This window comes from Rhodothermales bacterium, from assembly GCA_039944855.1.
In the GTDB taxonomy this organism is placed as follows: Bacteria; Bacteroidota; Rhodothermia; order Rhodothermales; family JANQRZ01; genus JBBSMX01.
The window spans coordinates 109,918-131,760 of sequence record JBDUXZ010000024.1; the positions used below are offsets into that span (position 1 = coordinate 109,918).

Here is a 21,843-nt window from a genome sequence, read left to right on the forward strand (position 1 = left end):
CCCGCTGTCCGCGCCCGGCCCCGCCGCCGCGAACGACCGATGCTCCGCCGACTTCTCCCGCTCCTCCTCGCCCTCGTGTGCGCGCCCGCGCTCGCACAGACGCCCGTGGCGGACGGCGACCTCGGCGCGTTCCGCGACACGCTCGACCTCCGGCAGCCGCTGAAGCTCCGCCCGTTCGTCCTCCCGCAGACGCTCGCGCTCCGGCTCAACCGCGTCCGCCTCGACACGACGCAGTTCGCGCTCGACGCCCGCTCCGGCGACCTCCGACTCACGCTCGACCCGCGCCCGCAGGTCACCGACACGCTCGTCGCCGTCTACCGCACGCTCCCATTCGCCGACCTCGACCGGACGTTCGCGCGGCGGCGCGTCGAGGCCGAGACCGACACGCTCGGGCGGCGGCGCGTGGTCGAGGCCGTGCGCGACCCCCGCGACGAGCCGCTCTTCGCCGAGGCGCCCCGGCTGCGGCGGCGCGGGTCGATCTCGCGCGGGATCGTCGCCGGCAACCGGCGCGACGTATCGATTGAGTCCGGCCTGCGTATGGAGCTCTCCGGCGATATCGCCGACGGCGTCGAGGTCCAGGCCGTGCTCACCGACGAGAATACGCCGATCCAGCCCGAGGGCACGACGCAGCGGCTCTCCGACTTCGACCGCGTCTACGTCCAGCTCGACACGCGGCGCGGGCAGGCCCGGCTCGGCGACATCGACGTGGCGTTCACCGGGACCGAGTTCGCGCCGTACGTCCGCAAATTGCAGGGCGCGGCCGTCACCGCGCGGGCTCCGGCGCTCGGTGGCGTGTTCGCGGGCGGCGAAGCGACGGTCGCCGGGGCGACGGCGCGGGGGCTGTTTCAGAGTCAAGACATCGTCGCTGTCGAGGGCGTGCAGGGGCCGTACCGGCTGGAAGGGCGCGACGGCGAGCAATTCATCATCGTCATCGCGGGCTCGGAGCGGGTCTACCTCAACGGCCTCCTCCTCACGCGCGGCGAGGCGGCCGACTACGTCATCGACTACGCGACGGGCGAGGTCACGTTCAGCCCGCGCCGACTGGTCACGTCTGAGAGCCGGATCACGGTCGATTTCGAGTACACGACGAGCGAGTTCACGCGGACCGTCATCGGGACCGAGGCCGAGGCGCGGCTGTGGCCCCGCGCCGACGGGACGGCTCGCGCGCGCATCCGCGGCACGCTCCTCCGCGAAGCCGACGGCGCGGCGTTCGCCGACGAACTCGGCCTCACTGAAGCCGACCTCGACCTCATCGCCGCTTCGGGCGACGCGCCCGCCGTCCGCCCCGGTGAAGAGCGCGTGCCGTTCGACCCGGAGAGCCCGTTCGTGCTCTACACTCGCCGCGACACCCTCTTCGCTGGGGTGCCGTACGCCATCTTCGTCCCCGCAACCGCCGCCGCCGACTCCGTCTTCCGCGTCCGCTTCTCGCGCGTCACGCCCGGCACCGGGACGTATCAGCGCGCCGGCCGCGCCGTCAACGGCATCCTCTACGAGTGGGTCGGGCCGACGGGTGGCGACTACGTCCCGCTCCGCATCCTCCCGAAGCCCGCGCTCCAGCAGGTCCTCGACCTCACGGCGAACGTCGAGATCCTGCCCCGGCTCGAACTCTTCGGCGAGCTTGCGCGCTCCACGAACGACCCGAATCGACTGAGCGATGGGGAAACCGCGAACGACGGCGGCGGGGCGTACTACGCCGGGCTGCGCCTGCAACCGACGCCGCTCCAGTTCGGCCAGCGGGAGTTCGGGCGGCTCTCGGCCGAGGTCGTGGGGCGCTACAAAGCGGACGAGTTCCGGCCGCTCAGCCGGATTCGGCCCGTCGAGTTCAACCGGAAGTGGAACGTGTCGCGGGCGGGCGCGGGCTTCGCCGGGCTCGACACGCTCGCCGAAGCGACGGCCGAGGGGTTTGTCCGGCTCGACCTCGCCGAGACCTCCTTCGTGCAGGCCGAGGCGGGGCAGATCGAGATCGGCGACCTTTTCCGAGGGCAGCGCGGTGCGCTCGACCTCGCCCTCCGCCCGGACCGCCTGCCGGGCCTCGCATACCGGCTCGACGTGATCGACTCCGAGAACGGCTTCGCCGCCGAGGACGGGCAGTGGCTCCGCCAACTCGGCCGCATCGACTATCCCGTCTTGCAGGACCGGCTCGTGCCCTTCGTCGAAGTCGAGCAGGAGCGGCGGGACCAACGCGCGCTCGGCACGGACAGCCTCGTCGCGGATGCGCTCGCGTTCGTCGAGGTCCGGCCCGGCGTGCAGTGGGTGAGCCCGACGCTCACGGCCGGGGCGGGCGTCGAGTGGCGTGACGAGCAACTCCCGCTCGGCGGCGCGTTCGCCGACGCGGCCACGGTGTACACGATTCGCACGGATGCGCGCTTCCGTCCGTCGGCGACGTACACGACCGAGGCGCAGGTCGCGTACCGCACGCGGAGCTACACCGACGCCTTCCAGCGCGAAGGGCTGCTCGACAACGAGAGCGTCGTGCTGCGGTGGACGAACCGGTGGTCGCCGCTCGCCCGGGCCGTCGAGCTGAACACCGTCTACGAGGCGCAGACCGAGCGCTCGCCCGTGCTGCAGGAGATCTACCTCCTCGTCGGGCAGGAGCTCGGCGAGTACGTGTGGGAGGACGCGAACGGCGACGGCGTGCCCCAACTCGACGAGTTCCGCGAGGAGGTGACGCCGCTCGAAGGCGACTACCTCCGCACCTTCGTCCCCGGCGACGAGCTGATCCCGACGATCGGCGTGCAGGGCCGCGTCCGCCTCCGGCTCGATCCGGCGCGGCTCTTCGACGGCGACGTGACGGGGTGGCGGCGCGCGCTCGCGAACGTCACCTCGCTCACGACGCTCGACGTGCAGGAGACGTCCGAGGAGCCCGACCTCGCCGACGTCTACTTCCTCCGCCCGAGCGCGCTGCAAGACCCCGTGACGACGCTCAACGGCCGCTTCCGCGTCGGGCAGGAGTTCGCGTTCTTCCCGAGCGAGACGCGCTACGGCGGGCGGCTCTTCGGCCAGCACCTCCGCAGCACGAACCGCCTCGCGACGGGGCTCGAACGGCGGCTCGTGCAGCAGGCCGAGGCCGAAATCCGTGGCGCGCTCTCAGGCCCGCTCACCGGACGATTACGCGGCGCGTTTGACCGCAGCCAGTCCGAGAGCCCGTTCGCCTCGCGGCGCTTCGACATCCGCGGCGTCGAGGTCGAGCCCGAGGCGACGTGGCGGTTCGGCCCGGCGCTCTCGCTCACCGGCGGCGTCCGCTACGCCCGCAACCGCGACGTGGCAGGTGAAGAGCGGACGGCCCGGATCCTCCTGCTCCCTGTCCGTGCCCGCATTGCCGTGGCGAACCGGCTGCAACTGCTCTTGCAGGGTGAGCGCGCCGACGTCCGTCTCGACGGCCCCGAGGCGGTGGGGCAGACGGCGTTCGAACTGACCGAGCGGCGCGGGCGCGGCGTGTCGTACCTGTGGAGCGCGAGCGGGCAGTACAGCATCAACCGCTTCCTCCGCGCCTCGCTGAACTACGAGGGCCGCGCGCCCGCCGAGGCGCCCGTGATCCACAACGTCCGCGTCCAACTCAGCGCCGTGTTCTGATGGTGCAGGGCGCCGGCTCGGATGCCGTGCGTTGCTCAGGCTGGTACGTGGCTCAGCTGGCGCGGGAGCGGCCGGGCGGCATCTGACGGAGCCAGCTCGGGCTTCATCTGCAATACGAGGAACGTCACGTCGTCGCGGAGGGGGTGGCCGCCGTTCCAGTCGGCCATGACGCGGCGGAGGTGGGCGATGAGGGCGTCGGCCGAGCCGGCGATCCCCGCCCGGACGTGGGCTTCGACCTCGCCGTAGCCGAGCATCTCGCCCGCGTCGTTGAACAGCTCCGGGAAGCCGTCGCTCATCAGCACGACGGTGTCGCCGGGGTCGAGCCGGAGCGCCTGCGTCGTGTATGGGTAGTCGGCGAAGCCGCCGAGGGGCATCCCTTTGAGCGGGACCGACTCGACGGTGTTGGTGGCGGCGCGGTGAATGAGCGCGTGCGGCATCCCGGCCCCGGCGAGTTCGAGCGTGTCCCCGCGCAGCCGCCCGAGCGCGAGCGCCATGAACAGCCGGCCCTGCCCGATCCGCTTCATCGGGCCCGAGGCGTGGCTGAGGATCTCGTGGAGGTCGTCGTCGGCCGAGCGGCAGGCGAAGAACATCTTCGTCGCCGTCACCATCACGCCGGCCTCGGCCCCGTGCCCCGTCGCGTCGCCGATGGCGAAGGTCAGCGTGCCGTCCTCGGCGAGGTCGACATCGTAGTAATCGCCGCCGACTTCGGTGGCGGTCTCCATATGGACGGCGAGGTCGGCGTGGGGGAGGGCGGGGAGGGCGCGCGGGAGGAGCGAGATCTGGAGTTGGCGGCTGGCGTCGAGCTCGGCCGACTTCCGCGCGTGCTCGGCCGTGAGCACGCGGTTCTGCTCGTCGAGCACCTGGTTCTTGGCGAAGAGCTTCCGCGCGTAGAACTCGAGGGCGTAGCTGGCGACCATCCCGCTGGTGTTCGCCGACGCGAGGAAGAACGCGTTGTTCGTCAGGACGTGGAGCGGCGTCGGGATGAGCAGGAGCGTCACGAGGTAGTAGATCCCGATGATGGCCCAACTCACCGCCGTGGCGTAGACGAAGCGGAGGCGCAGGAGGGCGTGGACGTAGAACAGGATGAGCATCAGCCCCGCGTAGTAGTCGTAGTACCCGTTCGGGTCCTGCCCGACGTAGGCCAGGACCGCGGCCCCGATGCCGGCCACGAGCGGGACGAGGCTGACGATCCGCTGCATCGTCCGCGCCGTGAACGCGCGGGTGTACGTCACCCCGAGGAGGACGAGCAGGAGGGAGCACACCACCACGCGGATCACCCGGACCTCGGCGAGGGAGTCCGGGATCATCACGGCGTCGAGGAAGCCGAAGAGGGCGTACTGCCCGCAGCCGAGCAGGATGGCCAATCGGACGAGCCGGACGGACTTCCGGTAATAATCTCGCCGGAAGCTCGCTTCGCGGTCGGGCGAGGCGAAGCGGAGTGTCAGCGGGTGGAGCGCGGCGTGATCCATCGGTGCGGCCTGAGGCGCAACCCTCGGCGTGCAAGGGGTTGGGGAAAATAGACTCGACGTAGCCCGCCGTCGTTATGTGGCGCGGCGACGGTGAAATTTTAGCGCTGCTGCCAGGCTCTCCTATCGGGGGCCGGGCCTACCGATCACGGCCGGCGCTTTCACGCGGCGGCACCGCTCGCTGCAATAGACGACGCGGTCCCAGTCACGCGCCCACTTCTTCCGCCACGCGAACGGACGCCTGCAGACCGGACAGACCTTCGTTGGGAGGTGGGGTTTACGGTGGGCCATCGGCTGCGGGGATGGGGGCGAGCTGGGACACAACGCGAACGGGCGGACCGAGAAAGAATCTCCGCCCGCCCGCATTGTTCGTTCGGCGTCCGCCCGAGGACTACATCGTCGGGTTGCCGCCGGTGACGCCGAAGACTTCGCCGGTGATGTAGCCGGCCTCCTGCGTGGCGAGGAAGACGAACGTCGGCGCGATCTCGGCGGGCTGGCCGGGGCGCCCGAGCGGCACACTCGACCCGAACTCCTCGATGTTGTCCTGTGGCTGGCCACCGGAGGGCTGGAGCGGTGTCCAGAACGGGCCGGGCGCGACGGCGTTGACGCGGATCCCGCGCTCGGCCATCTGCTTGGCGAGCGCCTTCGTGAACCCGATGATTGCCCACTTCGTCGAGGCATAGTCGAGCAGGTTCGCCGACGGCTTGTAGCCCTGAATCGACGAGACATTGATGATGGAGGCACCGGCGGGCAGTTTCGGGATCGCGGCCTTCGCGAGCCAGAACATCGCGTAGACGTTGGTCTTGTACGTCTGGTCGAACTGCTCGGTCGTGATGTCGAGAATGCTCTCTTGGAACTGCTGCTTGCCGGCGTTGATCACGAGGACGTCGAGCCCGCCGAGGGCCTCGCGCGCGTCGTCGATGAGGGAGGTGCAGAACGCCTCGTCGGTGAGGTCGCCGGGGAGGCGGACGAGCGTGCCGCCCTCGCCCTCGATCAGCTCTTGCAGCGACTCGGCGTCGTCGCTCTCGCTCGGGAGGTAGTTGATGGCGACGGCGGCGCCCTCGCGGGCATACGCGATCGCGGTGGCGCGGCCGATGCCGGAGTCGCCGCCGGTGATGAGCGCCTTGCGGCCCGTCATCCGGCCGAAGCCGCGGTAGCTGTCCTCGCCGTGGTCGGGGCGGGGCTCCATCTTCTCGATCGTGCCGGGGGCGTCCTGCGGCTGACGGGGAAAGGGGGGCTGCGGATACTGCGTCCGCGGGTCCTGCATGGCGTACTGGTTCGGCGTGTCGGACATGAGAGGGGGGAGATGAGAGAGGGGAAGGGAGCGGGCTAAACGGCGCAACGCGGCGCGGGTTCGCCTAACCCGCGCGTCTTCACCGGGTCTGTCCACCGGCGGACGGACTATTGGACGAGCGTGACGACGAGCACGTCGTAGAGCGCGTGCGTCCACGCGGCGATGCCGAAGCCGCGGACGAGGAAGACGGCGTTGAGCGCGAGCCCGAAGAGAAACCGGAACGTGAACGACGGCAGCGCAAACGGGTCGCCGAGTGGGCCGATGTAGTGGACTGCGCTGAACACGAGCGCGCCGACGAGCGCGGCGACGACGTACGCCCGGCCCCGCGTCCACGGCGTCAGCCGGTGGAGGGCAGCGAACAGCCCGCCGACGAGGAAGACGCGGAACACCAGCTCCTCGTAGATCCCGGCCCCGAGCGAGAGTGCCAGCATCATGAACCGCCCCGGCTGTCCTACCTGCGCCGCCATCACGTCGGGCGCCACGGCGAAGAGCACGCCCACGACGTAGCCGACGAGGGCCGCGAGCACAACGGCATAGACGAGGCTCTCGGCCACCATCCACCCGAAATACCGCCGCCGGATCGGGATGTCCTTCTTCCGCTCCGCCACGAACACGACGAGTCCCGCGACGAGGACGGCGACGCCGAGCGCGAGCATCCCCGTCGCGCCAAACCACGCCAGCAGCCGCGTGATCCACACCTCGGCCCCGACGCGGACCTGCACCGGCCCGCTGCCCGCGTTCGCGACGAGGATCAGCACGTGGTAGCCGACGAGGAGCGGGAGCGCAGCGAGGAAGCTGTACGTCGCCGTGCGCGAGAGGGCGACGTACTCGCGCCGGCCGGGCCGCAGCGGGAGGCGGTCGAGCCACGCGGGGCCGGGCGTGCTGGAAGGCGAGGGAGAGGAATCAGGCATCGTCATAAAAAAGTCGGGACGCACAGAAGTACGTCCCGACGGAAGCAGAGATGCGGGGCACTCTAGGATTCGGTGATCGTCACTTTATCCATCGTGTCGCCCTGCTCGACGGCATCGACGACGTCCTGCCCGTCCATCACCTTTCCGAAGACGGTGTGGCGGCCGTTGAGGTGGGGCTGCGGGGCGTGCGTGATGAAGAACTGGCTGCCGTTCGTGTTCGGGCCGGCGTTCGCCATCGAGAGCGAGCCGGTCTCGTGCTTGAGCGGGTTGTCGCGGACCTCGTCCTCGAACTGGTAGCCGGGGCCGCCTCGGCCGTTGCCGTCGGGGTCGCCGCCCTGGATCATGAAGTTGGGGATCACGCGGTGGAACGTGAGTCCGTCGTAGAACCCGTCGCGCGCGAGCGAGACGAAGTTGTTGACGGTCTTGGGCGCGTGCTCGGCGTAGAGCTTGATCTCGATCGTGCCCTTGCCGGTCTCGATCGTCGCCGTGTAGTTCTTGTCGGTGTCGATTTGCATCGCGGGTGGGCTGTCGTAGGAGGTAGCCATGCGGGGAAGTGGTTGGGTGAGGAGGGGAAGGGACTGCAACGGAGGAACGGACGGCGGGTTCGGCGAAACGGCGTGCCCCTGTTGGGCGACGGGCGATACGGCGCTATCCTGTACCCCATGCACCGCTCCGCCCTCATGCTCTGCTACCTGCTTCGCCCGGTCGGTCTGATCTTCGCCGTCCTCCTCGCGCTCGGCAGCGTCCCCGAGTGTCGGGCGCAGTCGGCCCCCACCGCAGCCGACAGCATCGCCGCGCAGCGAGCGGAGGACGAGCACCTCGCCCGGCGCGGATTTTACCGACGCCGGGCTACCGGCGTGGGGTGGTTCGCAACACGGTCCGATCCAGTGATGGCACGGAGCCTCCGGCTCAGCGACGTGCTCCGCATCGTACCCGGAATCAACGTGATTGAGCAGGGCGCGGGCGCGCTCGTCGTGAGCGGGCGGAGCCCCGGCCACTGCCCGCTCGCCGTGTTCGTGGACGGGACGTACACCACGATCCGAAACGTGGACGAGCTATCGGTCGAAGACACCGCGGCCGTCGAAGTCTACCGGGGACCGACAGACATCCCGGCCGGGTTCCACGCGCCGGGGTACGACCGGACGTGCGGGGCCCTGCTCGTCTGGAGCCGGATGCAGGTGGATTAATCGTCGTTCGGCACGTCGACGAGGCCGAGCTGTTTCAGGATCTGGAGCTGATCGGTGACGCCCCAGCGCTCGACGCATTGTCCGTCCTCGAATCGGGCCATCTGCATGGCAGAGGTCTCGAACCGGCGGCCGGTCGGGGCGAAGCCCATGAACTCGCCTTTGTGCGTGCCGCTGACGTTGTAGCGCATCGTGACGTAGCCATTGTCGTCGGCGTGTAGCTCGATGGGTTCCGGCTTGAGGTCGGGGAAGGCCTGGCGGAAGCCGCGGAAGAACGCCTTGACGCCCTCGCGGTCGGGGCTCTGGTCGCCGGGGTCGTGGTCCACGAAGTCGTCGGCGAGGATGTCGTCGAGCTTGTCGAGGTCGCCGCTGGCGACGGCGTCGCCCCACTGTTTCTGGAGGTCGAGGTTGCGCTGCTTGTCGGTCATGGAGAGGGGAGAAGAGGGAGAGAGAGGAGAAAGGGGTAGCGTAAACGGGCGCGCGGCGCGTGGGTTCGTTACGACGGAGAGGGCACGGGCGCGAGGTCGCCAGCGGGCTCGCGGAACTGGAGGTCGGCGAGGCGGCGGTAGAGGCCGTTGAGTGCCATCAGCTCGGCGTGCGTGCCGTCCTCCACGATGCGGCCGCCGTCGAGCACGAGGATGCGGTCGGCGTCGCGGACGGTGGAGAGGCGGTGGGCGATGACGAACGCGGTGCGGCCCCGGAGCAGGCGGTCGAGGGCCTCCTGCACGAGCGCTTCGCTCTCGGAGTCGAGCGCGCTCGTGGCCTCGTCGAGGAGGAGGATGCGCGGGTCTTTGAGGAGGGCGCGGGCAATCGCCACGCGCTGGCGCTGGCCGCCGGAGAGCTTCACCCCGCGCTCGCCGACTTCGGTTGCGAAGCCCTCAGGCAATGCTTCGATAAACCCTGCGGCGTTCGCTGTCTCGGCGGCGACGCGCACGTCTTCGTCGCTGGCGTCGAGCCGGCCGTAGCGGATGTTCTCGGCGATCGACGCGCCGAAAAGCTGGATCTCCTGCGAGACGAGGCCGATCTGGTCGCGGATGGTCAGCGTCTGCACGTCGCGGAGGTCGTGGCCGTCGAGGAGGATGCGCCCGGCGTCGGGGTCGTAGAACCGGGGGATGAGGTTCATCAGCGTCGTCTTCCCCGCCCCGCTCGGCCCGACGAGGGCGACGGTCTGGCCGGGTTCGACCGCGAACGACACGTCGCGCAGGATCGGCTGGCCCGCGTCGTAGCTGAACGTCACGGCCTCGAACGTCACGCGGCCGTCGAGGCGCGGGAGCGGGCGGGCGTCCGGCGCGTCGCGGATCTCGGGCTCGGTATCGATGAGTTCGAACACGCGCTCCGACGCGCCCGCCGCCGAGCTGTACGACGTGTAGAGCCGTGAGAGTATGCCGACGCTCTGCGCGATCGAGAAGGCGTAGAAGATGAACGCCACGAGGTCGCCCGCCGTCAGCCGCCCGGCGAGGACTTCGACGCCGCCGTACCAGAAAATCGCGACGAGCACGCTGAAGAACAGCAGCCCGACGACGGACCAGAACGCCGAGCTGATGAGCGCCTGCCGCCGCGACGTGCCGAAGAGGTCCTCGACGGCGTCGCCGTAGCGGCCGGTCTCATAGGCCTCGCGCGCGAAGGCCTTTACCACGCGGACGCCCGAGATCGCCTCCTCCGCGATCGCCGTTGTCTCGGCGAGGCGGTCCTGGATCTGCCGGGCGTAGCGGCGGACGATCGCCCCGAAGTAGCGCGAGAGCAGGATCACGACGGGCACCGTCCCGAACACGACGAGCGAGAGCCGCCAGTTCAGCACGAGCATCAGCGCGACCGAACCGAAGAGCGTCAGCGACTGCGAGACGAGCTGGCTGAGGTCGGTCGTCGCCGCCGAGCGGAGGCTGCCGACGTCGTTCGTGAGCCGCGACGTGATCTCGCCGGTCCGGCTGCCGGTGTAGAACCGGAGGTCGAGCCGGTGGAGGTGGGCGTAGATCTGCTGCCGCAGGTCGGCGATGATCCGCTCGCCGACCCACGCCATCCAGTACGAGCCGACGAAACTGACGGCGGTGCGGAGGAGGAAGAGGCCGAAGAGCGCGAGGGCGAGGAAGTCGAGCGTCCCCCGGTCGCCGTTCTGGAACACGGCGTCGAGGAGTTCGCGCAGCCCGAGGGGGACGACGAGCGAGACGAGCGAGCCGACGACGGAGAGGCCGAGCGCTGCGAGGAGCCGGACGCGGTACGGTCGAGCGTAGCTCAGGATGCGCCGCAACATCCGGCCGAGCGGGGGCCGGGGGGCGTCTTTGTCGTCCTTCGTGTCCTTTCGGTCGGTCAGGGCCATAGGCAGGGGGCGGTCGCCTCAGCAACCGCCCCCGCCGAACCCGGTTCCGCCTGACGGCGGCGGGGGCTACTCTTCGTACTGCTCGCGCTCGATGGCGATGCCGGCGCCGGAGAGCTTGCCTTCGAGGTCCTCGTAACCGCGGTCGAGGTGGTAGACGCGGAGGACGTGGGTCTCGCCGTCGGCGACCATGCCGGCGAGGACGAGGGAGACGCTCGCGCGGAGGTCCGTGCTCATCACGGTCGCGCCGCTGAGGCCGTTCCGGCCGTGGCCCTGCACCGCCACCGTGTGGTCCGTCACCGAGCATTCGACGCCCATCCGGCCGAGCTCGGGGATGTGCTTGAAGCGGTCGGTGTAGATCGTGTCGGTGATCTCTGACGTGCCCTCGGCCTGCGTCATCATCACGGTCCACTGCGCTTGGAGGTCCGTCGCGAAGCCGGGATACGGGTCGGTCACGATCGAGACGGGCTGGATTTTCTCGGGGACGGTGACGGTGACGATCTCGTGCGGGCCGTCCGATTCGGGGCGGACGGAGAAGTCGGCGCCGGTAGCGCGAAAGGCTTCGGGGAAGGCGTCGCCGAGGTGCTCGGCGCGGGCACCCGTGATCTCGAACGTGGCGCCGGGTTTACCCGCCATCACGGCGGCGATCATGTACGTCCCGAGTTCGATCCGGTCCGGGCAGTTCCAGAAGTCGACGGCGTTGAGCCGCTCGACGCCCTGGATCGTGAGCGTCTTCGTGCCGAGCCCATCGATCTGGGCGCCCATCTGCTGGAGCATCTCGCCGAAGACGACGACGTCGGGCTCGGCGGCGACGTTGTCGAGCACGGTCTCGCCGTCGGCGAGGACAGCGGCGAGCATCACGTTGATCGTCGCGCCGACGGAAACGGGGTCGAAGCGGAAGTGGCCACCTTTGAGCCGGCCTCCGGGCGCTTTCGCCACGACGTCGCCCTGTTCGAGGGTGACCTCGGCGCCGAGCGCTTCCATCCCCTTGATGTGGAGGTCGACGGGCCGGGGACCCCACGCGCAGCCGCCGGGGAGCGAGACGCGGGCTTTCCCGCAGCGGCCGAGGAGTGCGCCGAGCATGTAAAACGAGGCCCGCATCTTCTTCACGAGGTCGTAGGGCGCCTCGGGGTGGTTCACGTTCGTCGCGTCGATCACCATCGAATCCGGCGTCGAGGGGTCGTCGTCGGGCTTGTAGTTGACGGCGCAGCCCGAGACGCGGAGCACGTTCGCGAACGTGCTCACGTCGTTGAGGACGGGCATGTTGTGGAGCGTCGTGACGCCGTCGGCGAGGACGGCGGCGGCCATGAGCGGGAGGGCTGTGTTCTTCGATCCGCCGACGTGAATGGAGCCGGTGAGGGGGCGTCCGCCCTGAATGACGAGCTTGTCCATGAAGGGATGTGGGTGCATATCCGGCGAGCGCCGGACGTGGAGGGGAGGCGTGGGTAGCCCGCAGCGAGGAGCGTCGGAAGATAGAGCCACGGGCAAGAGAACAGAAACGGGTATCGCCCGGCGGGGGTCCGACCTGTTCATAACTTCGAAGACGCGAGGGAACGACGGGCTAGCCGGGCGTGTGGACGGGTACACCACGCGACGCCTTCCCGATGCCCTCCGTCTACCTCGACCACGCCGCCACGACGCCGCTCGACGACGCCGTGCTCGACGCGATGCTGCCGTACCTCCGCGAGCACTACGGGAATGCGTCGTCGGTCCACGCGCTCGGGCGGCGGGCGCGGTTCGCGGTGGAGGACGCCCGCGAGCGCGTCGCGGCGCTCCTCGGCGCGGAGCCGGGCGAGATTGTCTTTACGAGCGGCGGGACGGAGGCGGACAACGCGGCACTGCGCGGTGTGCTCACAAGTCCGGACCGGCGCGGCCCCGGCCTCGTTACGTCCGCCGTCGAGCACGAGGCGGTCCTCCGACCGGCCGAAGCGCTCGAAGTCGCCGGGCATCCGGTCACGATCCTCACGCCGCAGCCGTCGGGCGCAGTGACGGCCGCGCAGGTCGCCGATGCGATCACGGACGCCACCGGCCTCGTCTCGCTCATGGCGGTCAACAACGAGCTCGGCACGCGGAACCCGATTCGGGACATTGCCGCCGTTTGCCACGCGCACGGCGTGGCGTTCCACACCGACGCCGTGCAGGCCGCCGGGCTCTACGATCTCGACGTGAACGAACTCGGCGTGGACCTCCTCTCGCTCTCGGCGCACAAGGTGTACGGACCGAAAGGCGCCGGCGTGCTCTACGTCCGCGCGGGCACGCCGTTCGCTCCGCTGATGCTCGGCGGGTCGCAGGAGCGAAAGCGGCGCGGGGGGACGGAGAACGTCGCCGCCGTCGTCGGCCTCGCCGCGGCATTCGAGCGGGCGCAGGCATCGGCCGAGGCCGAGCGGACCCGGCTGCGCGGGCTCCAGACCCGGCTCGCCGATGCGATCCGCGCGCGCTTTCCCGACGTCCGGTTCAACACGCCGCTCGCCGACGAGGCGGACACCGCGCCGCACATCCTCAACGTGTCGTTCTCACCCACAGAAGGGCGCGTGGTGGACGGCGAGATGTTGCTGCTCGGGCTCGACCTCGCCGGGGTCCACGCCTCCAGCGGGAGCGCGTGCACGAGCGGGGCCGTCGAGCCGAGCCACGTCCTCCGCGCGCTCGACGTTCCGCGCGCGACGGCGAACGCGACGGTCCGCCTCTCCCTCGGCCGGAGCACGACGGAAGCCGACGTGGACTTCGCGGCCGATCAACTCGCCGTCGTCGTCGGGAGGATGGGCGGCGCGGGCTGATCGGCGTCAGTCGGCGGCTTGGGCGTCGGTGTCGGCCTCGCGGGCGGCGGCCTCGGCCTTCTCGCGGGCGCGCGTCTCGGGGTTGAAGCGGCGGAAGGACTTCTGGAAGAACACGTTGTTCGGCACGTACGTGACGTGGCCGCCGTCCTCCTCCAGCATCACGAAGAGCGGGCGGATGTCGCGCACCTTCCCGCCGAGTTCCACCTCGGGCAGTTCGATCTCATCGTTGATCTTGAATGGGTCCGAGAGGAAGAGAAAGAGGCCCGCGACGATGTTCGAGAGCAGGCTCCACACCGCAAAGAAGCCGATCGCGACGAGGCCGAGGAAGCCCGTCACGAACACCCACAGCTTCTCCTGATCGAAGCCCCAGACGTAGGCCAGCGAGAAGGCGATGAAGATCAGCGTGAAGACGCGGGCGATCCGATAGACGAACCGGCCCCGTAGCCGGTGCATCTGCCGCACGTTCACGAACCGGACGATGGCCGTCTTGAGCGCGTAGAGCCCGAGCGCCGCGAGCACCACGATGCCTGCCGTGACGACACTGCGCAGCAAGAAGTCGGTGGTGTGGACGACGTCTTGCACGAACAACGAATCTGTAACGAAGAGCGAGTCCACGGAGAGGGGGAGGGCTGGATGGGCGGAGCCCTACGCTACGGGCGAGGCCAACGGACGCGCCACCGCCCGCGCGCTAATTCATCTGCGGATCATCGGGGTAGTTCGACAGCAGGGCGTACTCGCCGCCGAGCCCGCGCATGATGTCGCGCCACAGCACCGCCGGGTCGCCGTCGAAGACCTGCGGGGCCGAGGCGGGGAGGACGACCCACCCGCCCTCGTCGACCTCCGTCGCGAGCTGGCCCGGTCCCCAGCCCGAGTAGCCGACGAAGAACCGGAAACCTTCGCCGTCGAGCTGCCCGAGGCGAACGCGCTCGACGATCTCCTCGAACGGCCCGCCCCACCCCACGCCGTCGAGCACGGCGACGGCGTCGTCCACCTCGTCGGCGTAGGCGTGGAGGTAGTGGAGCGTGTCCATCTGCACGGGGCCGCCAAGGTAGAGCAGGTGGTCGAGCCCGACGGGCTCGGCGAGCACTTCGGGGAGGTGGAGCTCGGTTGGCCGGTTAAGCACGAGGCCGAAGGAGCCTTCGGCGTTGTGGTCGCAGAGGAGGATGACCGTCCGCCGGAAGTTGGGGTCGAGCAGGGCCGGATCGGCCACGAGGAGGACGCCGGGAGCGAGGTCCATGCCGGAGCGCGGTGGAAGAGCGGGAGGGGCGGCGGAGCGAGCAAAATAAGCGATGCCCCGTTGGGGCGCCCGCCCTCAGAACCCCTTCGCGGCGAGGTGGTGGGCGATCTGGAGAAAGAACGCCTTCGAGTCGAAGGCGCCGGGGGCGAGGCGGAGGCCGATCTGCCGGGCGTGGTCGGCGTCGAGCAGGCCGAGGAACGTGCCCCACTTCGCGCTCTCGACGGGGACGAGGCCGTCGTTGATGCCGGCGGCGTCGTAGAGCACGCGGTTCGGGACGATGAGCGGGGGGTAGATCGGCAGGTCCGTGCCGCGCCCGGCGTGCCCGGCGTACGAGGCGTAGTACACGTCGGGGTGGTCGGGATGCGCGGGGTTGAACGTGTTGCACACCCAGTCGGGCGCGAGCTCGCAGAGGGCGTCCTCGGTGTGGGGCGCCTCGCGCTCGTAGGCGGCGCGACCGATGAAGTCCATGAAGCCGACGGCCCAGCTCTGCAGCCGCTCGGGCTGCGCGTGGAGGTAGTCCACGACGGCGCTGCCCCGGTGCGGCGTCGAGATCGTGACGAGCGAGGCGACCTCGGCGGCGCGGCCGAGCGTGCCGATGAGGTAGCGCCCGTCGAGCCCGGCCGACGAGAAGGCGACGAGGTTGACGCGCTCGGCCCCCGTCTCCGCCCGCACGCGGTCGATCCGCTCGGCCCACGCCCGGGCGCGCGTGGCGATCGTGTCGTAGGGGTTGACGTGGGGGGCGTAGGCCCAGATGCCGTGCCCGCGCAGGTGCATCGCCTCGGCGTGGAGCACGCCGCCCTGCATCAGGTTCGCGAGGGCCCCGAACCCGTGCATCAGCACGACGGGGTAGCGCGTCGGCACGAGCGGCGGCTGCGGGAACGGTACGAGCTCGACGGCGCGGCGGGCGAGGGTTTCGGCGCGGTGAGCGAGGTGTTCGAGCATGGGCGACCGAGCAGGCGGGACGGGGAGCGTGGGATGCGCGGGGGAGGAGACGCCGCTAACGCCGCCGCTCCGCCCTCGGGTCCACGACAGCTCGCGGCGAAAGGGCGGCTTCAAACGAGCCCCGTCGCCAGCAGCATCGCCGCGCCGGCCACGACGGGCACGCGGACGTTGTCGTTGATCGGCACGGGGAGTGCTTCGACGAACGCCGCCGTCAGCGCCCCGACCGCGAGTACGACGACGGCTACGCCCGGTACCGGGATCAGGCCGAAGGGGAGTGCCGCCAGCAGCCCCGTCACGAAGAACGCCGCCGAGCCCTCCACCGACTTCTCGGAAAACGGGTAGCGCGTCCGCCCGAACCGCCGCCCGATGACGGCCGCCGCGCCGTCGCCGACCATCAGCATCGCAAGCGACGCGGCCGCAATTGGCTCGGGGAAGAGGAAGGTGCAGACGGCGGCCGAGACGCACATCCACGTCGCCCCGTTGATCACGATGGGGCCGCCGAACGGGGGCTGTTCCTCCGGCCGCATGATCGGGGCGAAGAGCCAGTTGATGAATCGGTGCATCCAGCCGACCCGCAGCCGCGCCACGTCGCACGTCACCGCGAACACGGCGAGGGGGACGAGCAGCCAGAGCGATACCTCGCGCCCGAGCACGACGATGCCGAGCGGCATGACGAGCGCGCCGAGGTGGAGCGCTTTCCGCTTGAGTTCGGCGGAATACGAGATCAGAGGGGGCGAGTCGCTCAAAGCGGAGACCGTTGGGAAGAGGGCGAGCGGCGCGCCGCCGGGCGGGATCGGGAGCCTCGGCAAAGCTACGGGGTTCCACCCGTCTCGCCAACGTCTCTCCTCACCCCCGGTCTCATGCGTTCGCTCCTCACCCTCCTCATCCTCTGTCTCCTCCCCCTCGCCGCTTGCTCCGACCGCGGGGACGACTACGGCGACGCCATGTCCCGCGAACACGCCGACGATACCCCCACGGCTACTCCGCTCAGCACGCCGTCCGGCACCGCAGACGTCGTCACCGAAGAGGTCGTCTACGCCACCGTCGATGGCACGCGCATGATGGGCTTCGTCGCGCGCCCCGCCACGGACGGCGACGTCGAGGCGGGGTCGACACCCGGCCTCATCGTCATCCACGAGTGGTGGGGGCTCAACGACAACATCCGCGCGATGGCCGAGAAGCTCGCCGCCGAGGGCTACGTCGCCCTCGCCGTGGACCTCTACGGCGGCGACGTAGCCGAGACGCCGGAGCAGGCTCGCTCGCTCATGAGCGCGTCGATGGAGCGCGAGGCGGCGCTGACGTCGAACGTGACGCAGGCGTACGACTACCTCGCGGCGCAAGGCGGCGTGGAGAACGTCGGCGTGATCGGGTGGTGCTTCGGCGGCGGGTGGTCGCTACGGACGGCGCTCGCCCTGCCCAACGACATCGACGCGGCGGCGATCTACTACGGCCAGCTCGTCACCGACCCGGACCAGCTCGCGACGCTCGACATGCCGATTCTCGGCATCTTCGGCGGCGAAGACCAGGGCATCCCCGTCGCCCAAGTGCGCACGTTCGAGCAGCGGCTCGACTCGTTGGGCGCGAACGCTACGGTCGAGATTTACGAAGGGGCCGGCCATGCCTTCGCGAACCCGTCCGGCGAGCGCTACGTGCCCGAGGCCGCCGAGGACGCGTGGCAAAAGACGCTGGCCTTCTTCGACCGCTACCTCAAAGGGGACGGCAGCGACACGATGTAGCCGCGTGCGTCATCCGTCCGTCGCGCGGTCGATTTCGCGTCGGAACGCGGCGGTGGCGGCCTCGGGGTCGTCGGCTGTCGTGACCGCCGTCATCACGGCGACGCCGTGGGCGCCGGCGTCGAGCACGGACGCCACGTGCTCGGGCGTGATCCCCGCGATCCCGATGACGGGGATCGACACGGCGGCGCACGCGGCGGCGAGCCCGTCGAGCCCTTTCACCGAGGCCGGGTTCCGCTTCGACTGCGTTGGGAAGACGGGGCCGAAGCCTAGGTAGCTGGCACCGGCGGCCTCGGCGTCGCGCGCCTGCGCTGCGTTTGTAACCGTCGCGCCGACGACCGCGTTGGGACCGAGGATGCGGCGCGCCACGGCCACCGGCAGGTCGAGCTGCCCGAGGTGGACGCCCGCCGCGCCGACGGCGAGGGCGAGGGCGGGGTCGTCGTTGACGAGGAGCGGGACGCCGGCGGCGTGGCACGCCGCGGCCGTCTGCTCGGCTTCGTGGAGGCGGGCACGGAGGGTGGCGACTTTGTGGCGGAACTGAACGGTGTCGGCACCGCCACGGGCGGCGAGAGTGGCGAGGTCGGCGTTAGAGAACCGCTGCTGGAAGACGAAATCGGTGAGGACGTGGAGGCGGCCGACGGGCATGGAAGGCGGATTGGGAGCGGCGAAGGGCGATTAGAAACTTTTTTGTCGAAAACAAAAAAATTCCTACTTTATACATCTGCAAGCAGAAGTTCGATGCCGAAGCTCTACGATCGCTCGATCAACAGGCCGGTTATTGAAACGCCTCTGCTCCCTTATTCCTACCACGCAAGACGCATCACTACCATGGGAGAACGCGAGACCGGTAAGGTCAAGTGGTTCAACGCTGACAAAGGCTACGGCTTCATCGAGCGCGAGTCCGGCGGCGACATTTTTGTTCATCACAGCGAGATCCGCATGGAGGGCTATCGGACCCTCGAAGAAGGCCAGGCGGTCGAGTTCGTCGTCGGCCAGGGTCGCAAGGGCCTCCAGGCGCAGGAAGTGACCGCTGCTCCCTGACCTCCGCAGTACGGACGCTCCCCTCGCGGGACGTTCAAAGGGCTGACCCTCTTCGGGGCAGCCCTTTTCTTATGAGTGCCGTCGATGTTCGCGGGCGCTCAAGCGTGTGGCGATGCTCAGGGGGTGTCGTCGCTGGCGCGGCGCTCGGCTTCGGCGGCGCGGCGTTGCGCGTCGGCGGCCATCCGCTGCGTCTCGGCGGCCATCCGCTCGGTCTCGGCCGCCCCGCCCGACGCGACGGGTGGCGGCGTCCCGGCAGGGCGCTCAACGACGTCGCGCTCCACGACGACGGTCTCGTGCGGCGTCGTCTCGAGTTCGGCGACCCGCTTCTCCAGCTTCTTGATGCGGCCGCGCGAGCGGATCCGGCCCGGCACGGAGAACAGCGCGCCGACGAGCACGCCGCTCAGGAGAGTGACGATGATGACGAGGGCGAGCGGGCTCGTGAGGACGTAGTTGGGGCCGATGTGGATCTCGGTCGGGTCCGGGTTGTAGAGCGCGAACACGACCGCGAGAATGGCGATGAGGAGGGAGAAGACGAGCGCGAAACGCATGAGGAAGCCTCGATGGGGTGGGTTAGACGGCGCACTCCGCAATTAACGAAAAAAGATGCTGCCGAAAGCAGCGGGGCGTCAGCCGACGGTGCGGCCCTTCCAGCGGACGCGGCCCGTCCAGTGGCTCACGGCCGAGTCGATGGGGAGGAGGCCGCCGAGGAGGAGCGAGAGCGGGGCGAGGAGGCAGACGCGGAGGGGGAACCGGCCGGCGGCGTCGGTGCCGGCTTTGAGCGCATAGAGCGAGAGGAGGAACCACGGCGAGACGAGCGGGGGCAGCACGAAGGCGACCCAGAACAGCGAGTGCGCCGCCACGAAACGCAGCGGCGTCCCGCCTTGGAGGAGGTAAGCGTTCTTGCGGAACCCCGCCCACGCCTCGCCCAGGCTCCGGTACATCCACACCTCGACATCGTCTTGCAGGTCGCGCAAGGCGACTCGCATCCCTTTCGATTTGAGGTAGCGCCCGATCCGCACGTCTTCGAGCACGGCGTCGGGGAGCGCAGCGTGGGGCTCGTGCCGGTGGTACGCCTCGGCGCGGAGGAGCCAGCACTGCCCGTTGAGCGAGGCCAGCGACGGCGCTTTCGTGCGCGGGACGAAAGCGAGGGGGAGCGCCGTCATCATCGCGAACGGGACGAGGCTTGTGAGGAGCATACCGCCGCCACGCAGATGAGGAAGCCCAGTGAGGACGCCGCCCGCCTCGCCCGCCTTCCGCTCCACGGCTTCGAGCCGCTCGACGAGCCGACGCAGCGCGCCCGCGTCTTTCAGCGCCGCGTCGGCGTCGAGGAAGAGGTAGACCTCGCCGCGAGCCGAGCGCGTGGCCTGGTAGAGCGCGTGGACTTTGCCGACCCAGCCGGGTGGCGGCCCGTCGCCCCGGAAGCCACGCACGACCCCGCCCGCACTCTCGATCACGTCCCACGTTCCGTCCTCGGAGCCGTCGTCGTAGACGAGCACTTCGAACTCCGGGTAGTCCTGCTCGACGAGGGTCGGGAGCAGGCGGCGGAGGTTGTCGGCCTCGTTCCGCGCCGGGATCAGCACCGACACCGTTGGCAGCGTGGCGGGGGCGACGCGGGCCGAGCGCGTCCGCCGCAGGTAGAACAGGTTCGCTGCGAGGACGCTCAGGAACAGAGCGTGGAGGCTGAGGAGAACGGTCATCCGGGGGAGGCAGAGGAGAGCGGAGGGCGCGAAGCGTCGAACGAGGCCGGTCCGCATCCCCCGGGATACGGCTGGCAGCAGGCGGGGTCCCCGAACTTACGGAGGGTCGATGAGGAACTGGCGGAAGAGCGGCGGTGGGTCCTTGGCGAGGAGGCGGTCGCGGACGCGGTCGGTGTTGGGGCGGCCGAGCTTCTGGAGCGTGTACCAGATCCACACCTCGGGCTCGAACGGCGAGATGCCGGGCGTCGGGCGCTGGCGCAGCACGGTCCGCAGCCGCTCGAACACCTGGAGCGCTCGCTCGCTGCTCCCGCCGAAGAGGCCGGGCCGGTAGAGCAGCGATTGGCCGTCCACGAGCAGGACGTACGGCTCCTCGGGGTCGAGGGCGCGGGCGCGTTCGAGCAGGCGGTCGGAGCGCATGCCGAAGACGGCGAGCTTCCACGGCGGCGCTTCGGCAGCGCGGTAGGCCCAGAGCGCGGCGAGGAGGGCGAAGTCACGGGCCGTACGGCAATCGCTCTCTTCGGGGATGCCTTCGAGGTAGCGGGCGTCGAGGGTGAGCGGGTAGAGGCGGTAACGGTAGAGGAGTTCGTCGCTCGCGGTGTGGGCGCGCTTGTGTAAGCGAACGAGGCCGGCGGAGTCGTTCTGAGCGTAGAGCGAGGCGAGAGTATCGGGCGGGCTCACGGAAGGGCTCGCGAAAAGGAGGAGCGTCAGCAACAGCGTCATGGACGGGGCAGGAAGCAGGCGGTCACGAGGGAAGCTGCCGTAGGGGCCGGAGCAGAGCCGGGAGGAGTAACAAAGGGAGGCGGAGGTGCAGGGCCGGGGAGGGGAAGGAGGGGAAGGAGGGGAAGGCAAGCAAAACCGTTCAAGGTAGCGAAGCCGTCGCGCTCCGGTTTACTCTCCATCCCCTCCACTCTCTCCACCCCCTCCACTCTCCAAATGTGATCACGTCCAGCGGCGAAGCAGGGGAGCGAGGCGACCGAGGTCCCACCGTTCGTGCGCGCTCGGCCGGCCTTCGACGAGGGTGCGGCCCGACCCCGGCTGCGTAGAACAGAGGGTGTCGATCGCGTGGCGGAGGCGGTCGCGCTCGCCGCCGTCCGGCGCGTCGTGCGGGGCGCTGCCGCCGAGGAGGACGGTCGGGCGGTCCTCGCCCCACCACGTCACCCGGATGCCGACGGGCCACCACTGCGTCTCGTCCGGCAGGAGTTTAGCCAAACGGCTGAAGGCGGACGGTGAAAACTCCGCGACGCCCGCGTCCGGCGGGCCGAGCTCGCCCTCGGGGAAATAGAGGAACGCGTGCTCGGGCCGGTCGCGCAGCCGCCGCGCCGTCTCGCGGATCGTCGCGAGGCGCTGCGCCGGATCGTCGAGGGGAAAGGGGAGCGCGCCGAGCGGGCCGAAGAGCGGCGTCCGCTCCCACTCGTTCATCCACAGCAGCGGCGGCCGGTCGAGCACGCGGCGCGCGAGCAGCCACAGGAAATAGCCGTCGTGGAATGAGTGGTGGTTCGTGTAGATCACGAGCGGGCGGTCCGGCGCGAGCGTCGCCCCCGCCCCGTGCCACGGCTCCGGGCCGACCCACACGACGCGGCGAAACGTCCGCCCGAGATCCCGCTCGATCAGCCCTTCGACGAGCTTCACCGCGACGCGCTTGCCGAGCGGGGCGGCGGTCCGGGCGTCGTCACGGGCCAT

At 70.0% G+C, this 21,843-nt stretch carries 22 protein-coding genes; 5 read left to right on the forward strand and 17 right to left on the reverse strand.

The features are described from left to right. The first annotated feature begins 39 nt into the window (after positions 1–39). Positions 40–3,573, forward strand: coding sequence for a hypothetical protein (locus ABJF88_13215; protein MEP0547888.1), 3,534 nt, complete (start codon positions 40–42; stop codon positions 3,571–3,573). 35 nt (positions 3,574–3,608) lie between these two features. On the opposite strand, the gene ABJF88_13220 is transcribed toward ABJF88_13215, so the two are convergent. From ABJF88_13220 to ABJF88_13240, 5 genes are all read right to left on the reverse strand, one after another. Continuing rightward, positions 3,609–5,042, reverse strand: coding sequence for a PP2C family protein-serine/threonine phosphatase (locus ABJF88_13220; GenBank protein ID MEP0547889.1), 1,434 nt, complete (start codon positions 5,040–5,042; stop codon positions 3,609–3,611). Between the two features lie 120 nt (positions 5,043–5,162). Then, positions 5,163–5,330, reverse strand: coding sequence for a DUF2256 domain-containing protein (locus ABJF88_13225; GenBank protein ID MEP0547890.1), 168 nt, complete (start codon positions 5,328–5,330; stop codon positions 5,163–5,165). Positions 5,331–5,430: 100 nt separating this feature from the next. Next, positions 5,431–6,333, reverse strand: a complete 903-nt coding sequence (locus ABJF88_13230; protein ID MEP0547891.1) for an SDR family oxidoreductase — start codon at positions 6,331–6,333, stop codon at positions 5,431–5,433. Between the two features lie 107 nt (positions 6,334–6,440). Further along, on the reverse strand, positions 6,441–7,244 hold the full coding sequence (locus ABJF88_13235; GenBank protein ID MEP0547892.1) for a CPBP family intramembrane glutamic endopeptidase: 804 nt from the start codon (positions 7,242–7,244) through the stop codon (positions 6,441–6,443). Between the two features lie 62 nt (positions 7,245–7,306). Beyond that, a complete protein-coding gene (locus ABJF88_13240; protein ID MEP0547893.1) occupies positions 7,307–7,789 on the reverse strand; it encodes a peptidylprolyl isomerase in 483 nt (160 codons plus the stop codon). A gap of 117 nt (positions 7,790–7,906) precedes the next feature. Between ABJF88_13240 and ABJF88_13245 the strand changes: the two genes are divergently transcribed. Beyond that, complete coding sequence (locus tag ABJF88_13245; protein MEP0547894.1) at positions 7,907–8,431, forward strand: TonB-dependent receptor plug domain-containing protein; 525 nt, start codon at positions 7,907–7,909, stop codon at positions 8,429–8,431. Here the strand turns inward: ABJF88_13245 and ABJF88_13250 are convergent. The 3 genes from ABJF88_13250 to murA all read right to left on the reverse strand — a co-directional run bounded on the left by ABJF88_13250 (position 8,428) and on the right by murA (position 12,131). Next, positions 8,428–8,856 (reverse strand): ester cyclase, encoded by a 429-nt coding sequence (locus ABJF88_13250; GenBank protein ID MEP0547895.1) that lies wholly within the window; start codon positions 8,854–8,856, stop codon positions 8,428–8,430. The two genes, ABJF88_13245 and ABJF88_13250, sit on opposite strands and share 4 nt — an antisense overlap. A 68-nt stretch (positions 8,857–8,924) precedes the next feature. Next, positions 8,925–10,742: an ABC transporter transmembrane domain-containing protein gene (locus ABJF88_13255; GenBank protein MEP0547896.1), complete on the reverse strand. Its 1,818-nt coding sequence runs from the start codon at positions 10,740–10,742 to the stop codon at positions 8,925–8,927. Between the two features lie 66 nt (positions 10,743–10,808). Further along, positions 10,809–12,131, reverse strand: a complete 1,323-nt coding sequence (gene murA / locus ABJF88_13260; protein MEP0547897.1) for a UDP-N-acetylglucosamine 1-carboxyvinyltransferase — start codon at positions 12,129–12,131, stop codon at positions 10,809–10,811. A gap of 212 nt (positions 12,132–12,343) precedes the next feature. On the opposite strand from murA, the gene ABJF88_13265 reads away from it, so the two are divergent. Further along, positions 12,344–13,513, forward strand: coding sequence for a cysteine desulfurase family protein (locus tag ABJF88_13265; protein MEP0547898.1), 1,170 nt, complete (start codon positions 12,344–12,346; stop codon positions 13,511–13,513). A gap of 6 nt (positions 13,514–13,519) precedes the next feature. Here the strand turns inward: ABJF88_13265 and ABJF88_13270 are convergent, their stop codons facing one another. The 4 genes from ABJF88_13270 to ABJF88_13285 form a co-directional block, all read right to left on the reverse strand. Next, complete coding sequence (locus tag ABJF88_13270) at positions 13,520–14,095, reverse strand: mechanosensitive ion channel domain-containing protein (protein MEP0547899.1); 576 nt, start codon at positions 14,093–14,095, stop codon at positions 13,520–13,522. 106 nt (positions 14,096–14,201) lie between these two features. Continuing rightward, on the reverse strand, positions 14,202–14,750 hold the full coding sequence (locus ABJF88_13275) for a YqgE/AlgH family protein (GenBank protein ID MEP0547900.1): 549 nt from the start codon (positions 14,748–14,750) through the stop codon (positions 14,202–14,204). Positions 14,751–14,825: 75 nt separating this feature from the next. Next, positions 14,826–15,692 carry a hypothetical protein gene (locus tag ABJF88_13280; protein MEP0547901.1) on the reverse strand — a complete coding sequence of 289 codons (867 nt, stop codon included), beginning with the start codon at positions 15,690–15,692 and terminating at the stop codon, positions 14,826–14,828. Between the two features lie 110 nt (positions 15,693–15,802). Further along, positions 15,803–16,501: a diacylglycerol/polyprenol kinase family protein gene (locus ABJF88_13285; protein MEP0547902.1), complete on the reverse strand. Its 699-nt coding sequence runs from the start codon at positions 16,499–16,501 to the stop codon at positions 15,803–15,805. Positions 16,502–16,552: 51 nt separating this feature from the next. Here ABJF88_13285 and ABJF88_13290 point away from each other — a divergent pair, with 51 nt between their 5' ends. Further along, positions 16,553–17,428, forward strand: a complete 876-nt coding sequence (locus ABJF88_13290) for a dienelactone hydrolase family protein (GenBank protein ID MEP0547903.1) — start codon at positions 16,553–16,555, stop codon at positions 17,426–17,428. A gap of 9 nt (positions 17,429–17,437) precedes the next feature. On the opposite strand, the gene thiE is transcribed toward ABJF88_13290, so the two are convergent. Continuing rightward, positions 17,438–18,070 (reverse strand): thiamine phosphate synthase, encoded by a 633-nt coding sequence (gene thiE / locus ABJF88_13295; GenBank protein MEP0547904.1) that lies wholly within the window; start codon positions 18,068–18,070, stop codon positions 17,438–17,440. 183 nt (positions 18,071–18,253) lie between these two features. Between thiE and ABJF88_13300 the strand changes: the two genes are divergently transcribed. After that, positions 18,254–18,466 (forward strand): cold-shock protein, encoded by a 213-nt coding sequence (locus ABJF88_13300; GenBank protein MEP0547905.1) that lies wholly within the window; start codon positions 18,254–18,256, stop codon positions 18,464–18,466. Between the two features lie 116 nt (positions 18,467–18,582). Here ABJF88_13300 and ABJF88_13305 read toward each other — a convergent pair whose 3' ends face one another. From ABJF88_13305 to ABJF88_13320, 4 genes are all read right to left on the reverse strand, one after another. Further along, the gene (locus ABJF88_13305; GenBank protein ID MEP0547906.1) at positions 18,583–19,014 is read right to left on the reverse strand and encodes a LapA family protein; all 432 of its coding nucleotides are present in this window, start codon (positions 19,012–19,014) and stop codon (positions 18,583–18,585) included. 78 nt (positions 19,015–19,092) lie between these two features. Further along, a complete protein-coding gene (locus ABJF88_13310; GenBank protein ID MEP0547907.1) occupies positions 19,093–20,163 on the reverse strand; it encodes a glycosyltransferase family 2 protein in 1,071 nt (356 codons plus the stop codon). Positions 20,164–20,259: 96 nt separating this feature from the next. Then, the gene (locus ABJF88_13315) at positions 20,260–20,883 is read right to left on the reverse strand and encodes a hypothetical protein (protein ID MEP0547908.1); all 624 of its coding nucleotides are present in this window, start codon (positions 20,881–20,883) and stop codon (positions 20,260–20,262) included. Positions 20,884–21,102: 219 nt separating this feature from the next. Then, entirely contained in the window at positions 21,103–21,843 is a 741-nt protein-coding gene (locus ABJF88_13320; GenBank protein ID MEP0547909.1) for an acyltransferase, read from the reverse strand.

Bases quoted from the DNA above. Each gene is read 5' to 3' on its own strand.
- ABJF88_13220 (MEP0547889.1), bottom strand. From the start codon at position 5,042: ATGGATCACGCCGCGCTCCACCCGCTGACACTCCGCTTCGCCTCGCCC.
- ABJF88_13275 (MEP0547900.1), bottom strand. From the start codon at position 14,750: ATGGACCTCGCTCCCGGCGTCCTCCTCGTGGCCGATCCGGCCCTGCTC.
- ABJF88_13215 (MEP0547888.1), top strand. From the start codon at position 40: ATGCTCCGCCGACTTCTCCCGCTCCTCCTCGCCCTCGTGTGCGCGCCC.
- ABJF88_13280 (MEP0547901.1), bottom strand. From the start codon at position 15,692: ATGCTCGAACACCTCGCTCACCGCGCCGAAACCCTCGCCCGCCGCGCC.
- ABJF88_13310 (MEP0547907.1), bottom strand. From the start codon at position 20,163: ATGACCGTTCTCCTCAGCCTCCACGCTCTGTTCCTGAGCGTCCTCGCA.
- ABJF88_13230 (MEP0547891.1), bottom strand. From the start codon at position 6,333: ATGTCCGACACGCCGAACCAGTACGCCATGCAGGACCCGCGGACGCAG.
- ABJF88_13265 (MEP0547898.1), top strand. From the start codon at position 12,344: ATGCCCTCCGTCTACCTCGACCACGCCGCCACGACGCCGCTCGACGAC.
- ABJF88_13250 (MEP0547895.1), bottom strand. From the start codon at position 8,856: ATGACCGACAAGCAGCGCAACCTCGACCTCCAGAAACAGTGGGGCGAC.
- ABJF88_13245 (MEP0547894.1), top strand. From the start codon at position 7,907: ATGCACCGCTCCGCCCTCATGCTCTGCTACCTGCTTCGCCCGGTCGGT.
- ABJF88_13225 (MEP0547890.1), bottom strand. From the start codon at position 5,330: ATGGCCCACCGTAAACCCCACCTCCCAACGAAGGTCTGTCCGGTCTGC.
- ABJF88_13320 (MEP0547909.1), bottom strand. From the start codon at position 21,843: ATGGCCCGTGACGACGCCCGGACCGCCGCCCCGCTCGGCAAGCGCGTC.
- ABJF88_13255 (MEP0547896.1), bottom strand. From the start codon at position 10,742: ATGGCCCTGACCGACCGAAAGGACACGAAGGACGACAAAGACGCCCCC.
- murA (MEP0547897.1), bottom strand. From the start codon at position 12,131: ATGGACAAGCTCGTCATTCAGGGCGGACGCCCCCTCACCGGCTCCATT.
- ABJF88_13315 (MEP0547908.1), bottom strand. From the start codon at position 20,883: ATGACGCTGTTGCTGACGCTCCTCCTTTTCGCGAGCCCTTCCGTGAGC.
- ABJF88_13305 (MEP0547906.1), bottom strand. From the start codon at position 19,014: ATGCGTTTCGCGCTCGTCTTCTCCCTCCTCATCGCCATTCTCGCGGTC.
- thiE (MEP0547904.1), bottom strand. From the start codon at position 18,070: ATGCCCGTCGGCCGCCTCCACGTCCTCACCGATTTCGTCTTCCAGCAG.
- ABJF88_13240 (MEP0547893.1), bottom strand. From the start codon at position 7,789: ATGGCTACCTCCTACGACAGCCCACCCGCGATGCAAATCGACACCGAC.
- ABJF88_13300 (MEP0547905.1), top strand. From the start codon at position 18,254: ATGGGAGAACGCGAGACCGGTAAGGTCAAGTGGTTCAACGCTGACAAA.
- ABJF88_13290 (MEP0547903.1), top strand. From the start codon at position 16,553: ATGCGTTCGCTCCTCACCCTCCTCATCCTCTGTCTCCTCCCCCTCGCC.
- ABJF88_13235 (MEP0547892.1), bottom strand. From the start codon at position 7,244: ATGCCTGATTCCTCTCCCTCGCCTTCCAGCACGCCCGGCCCCGCGTGG.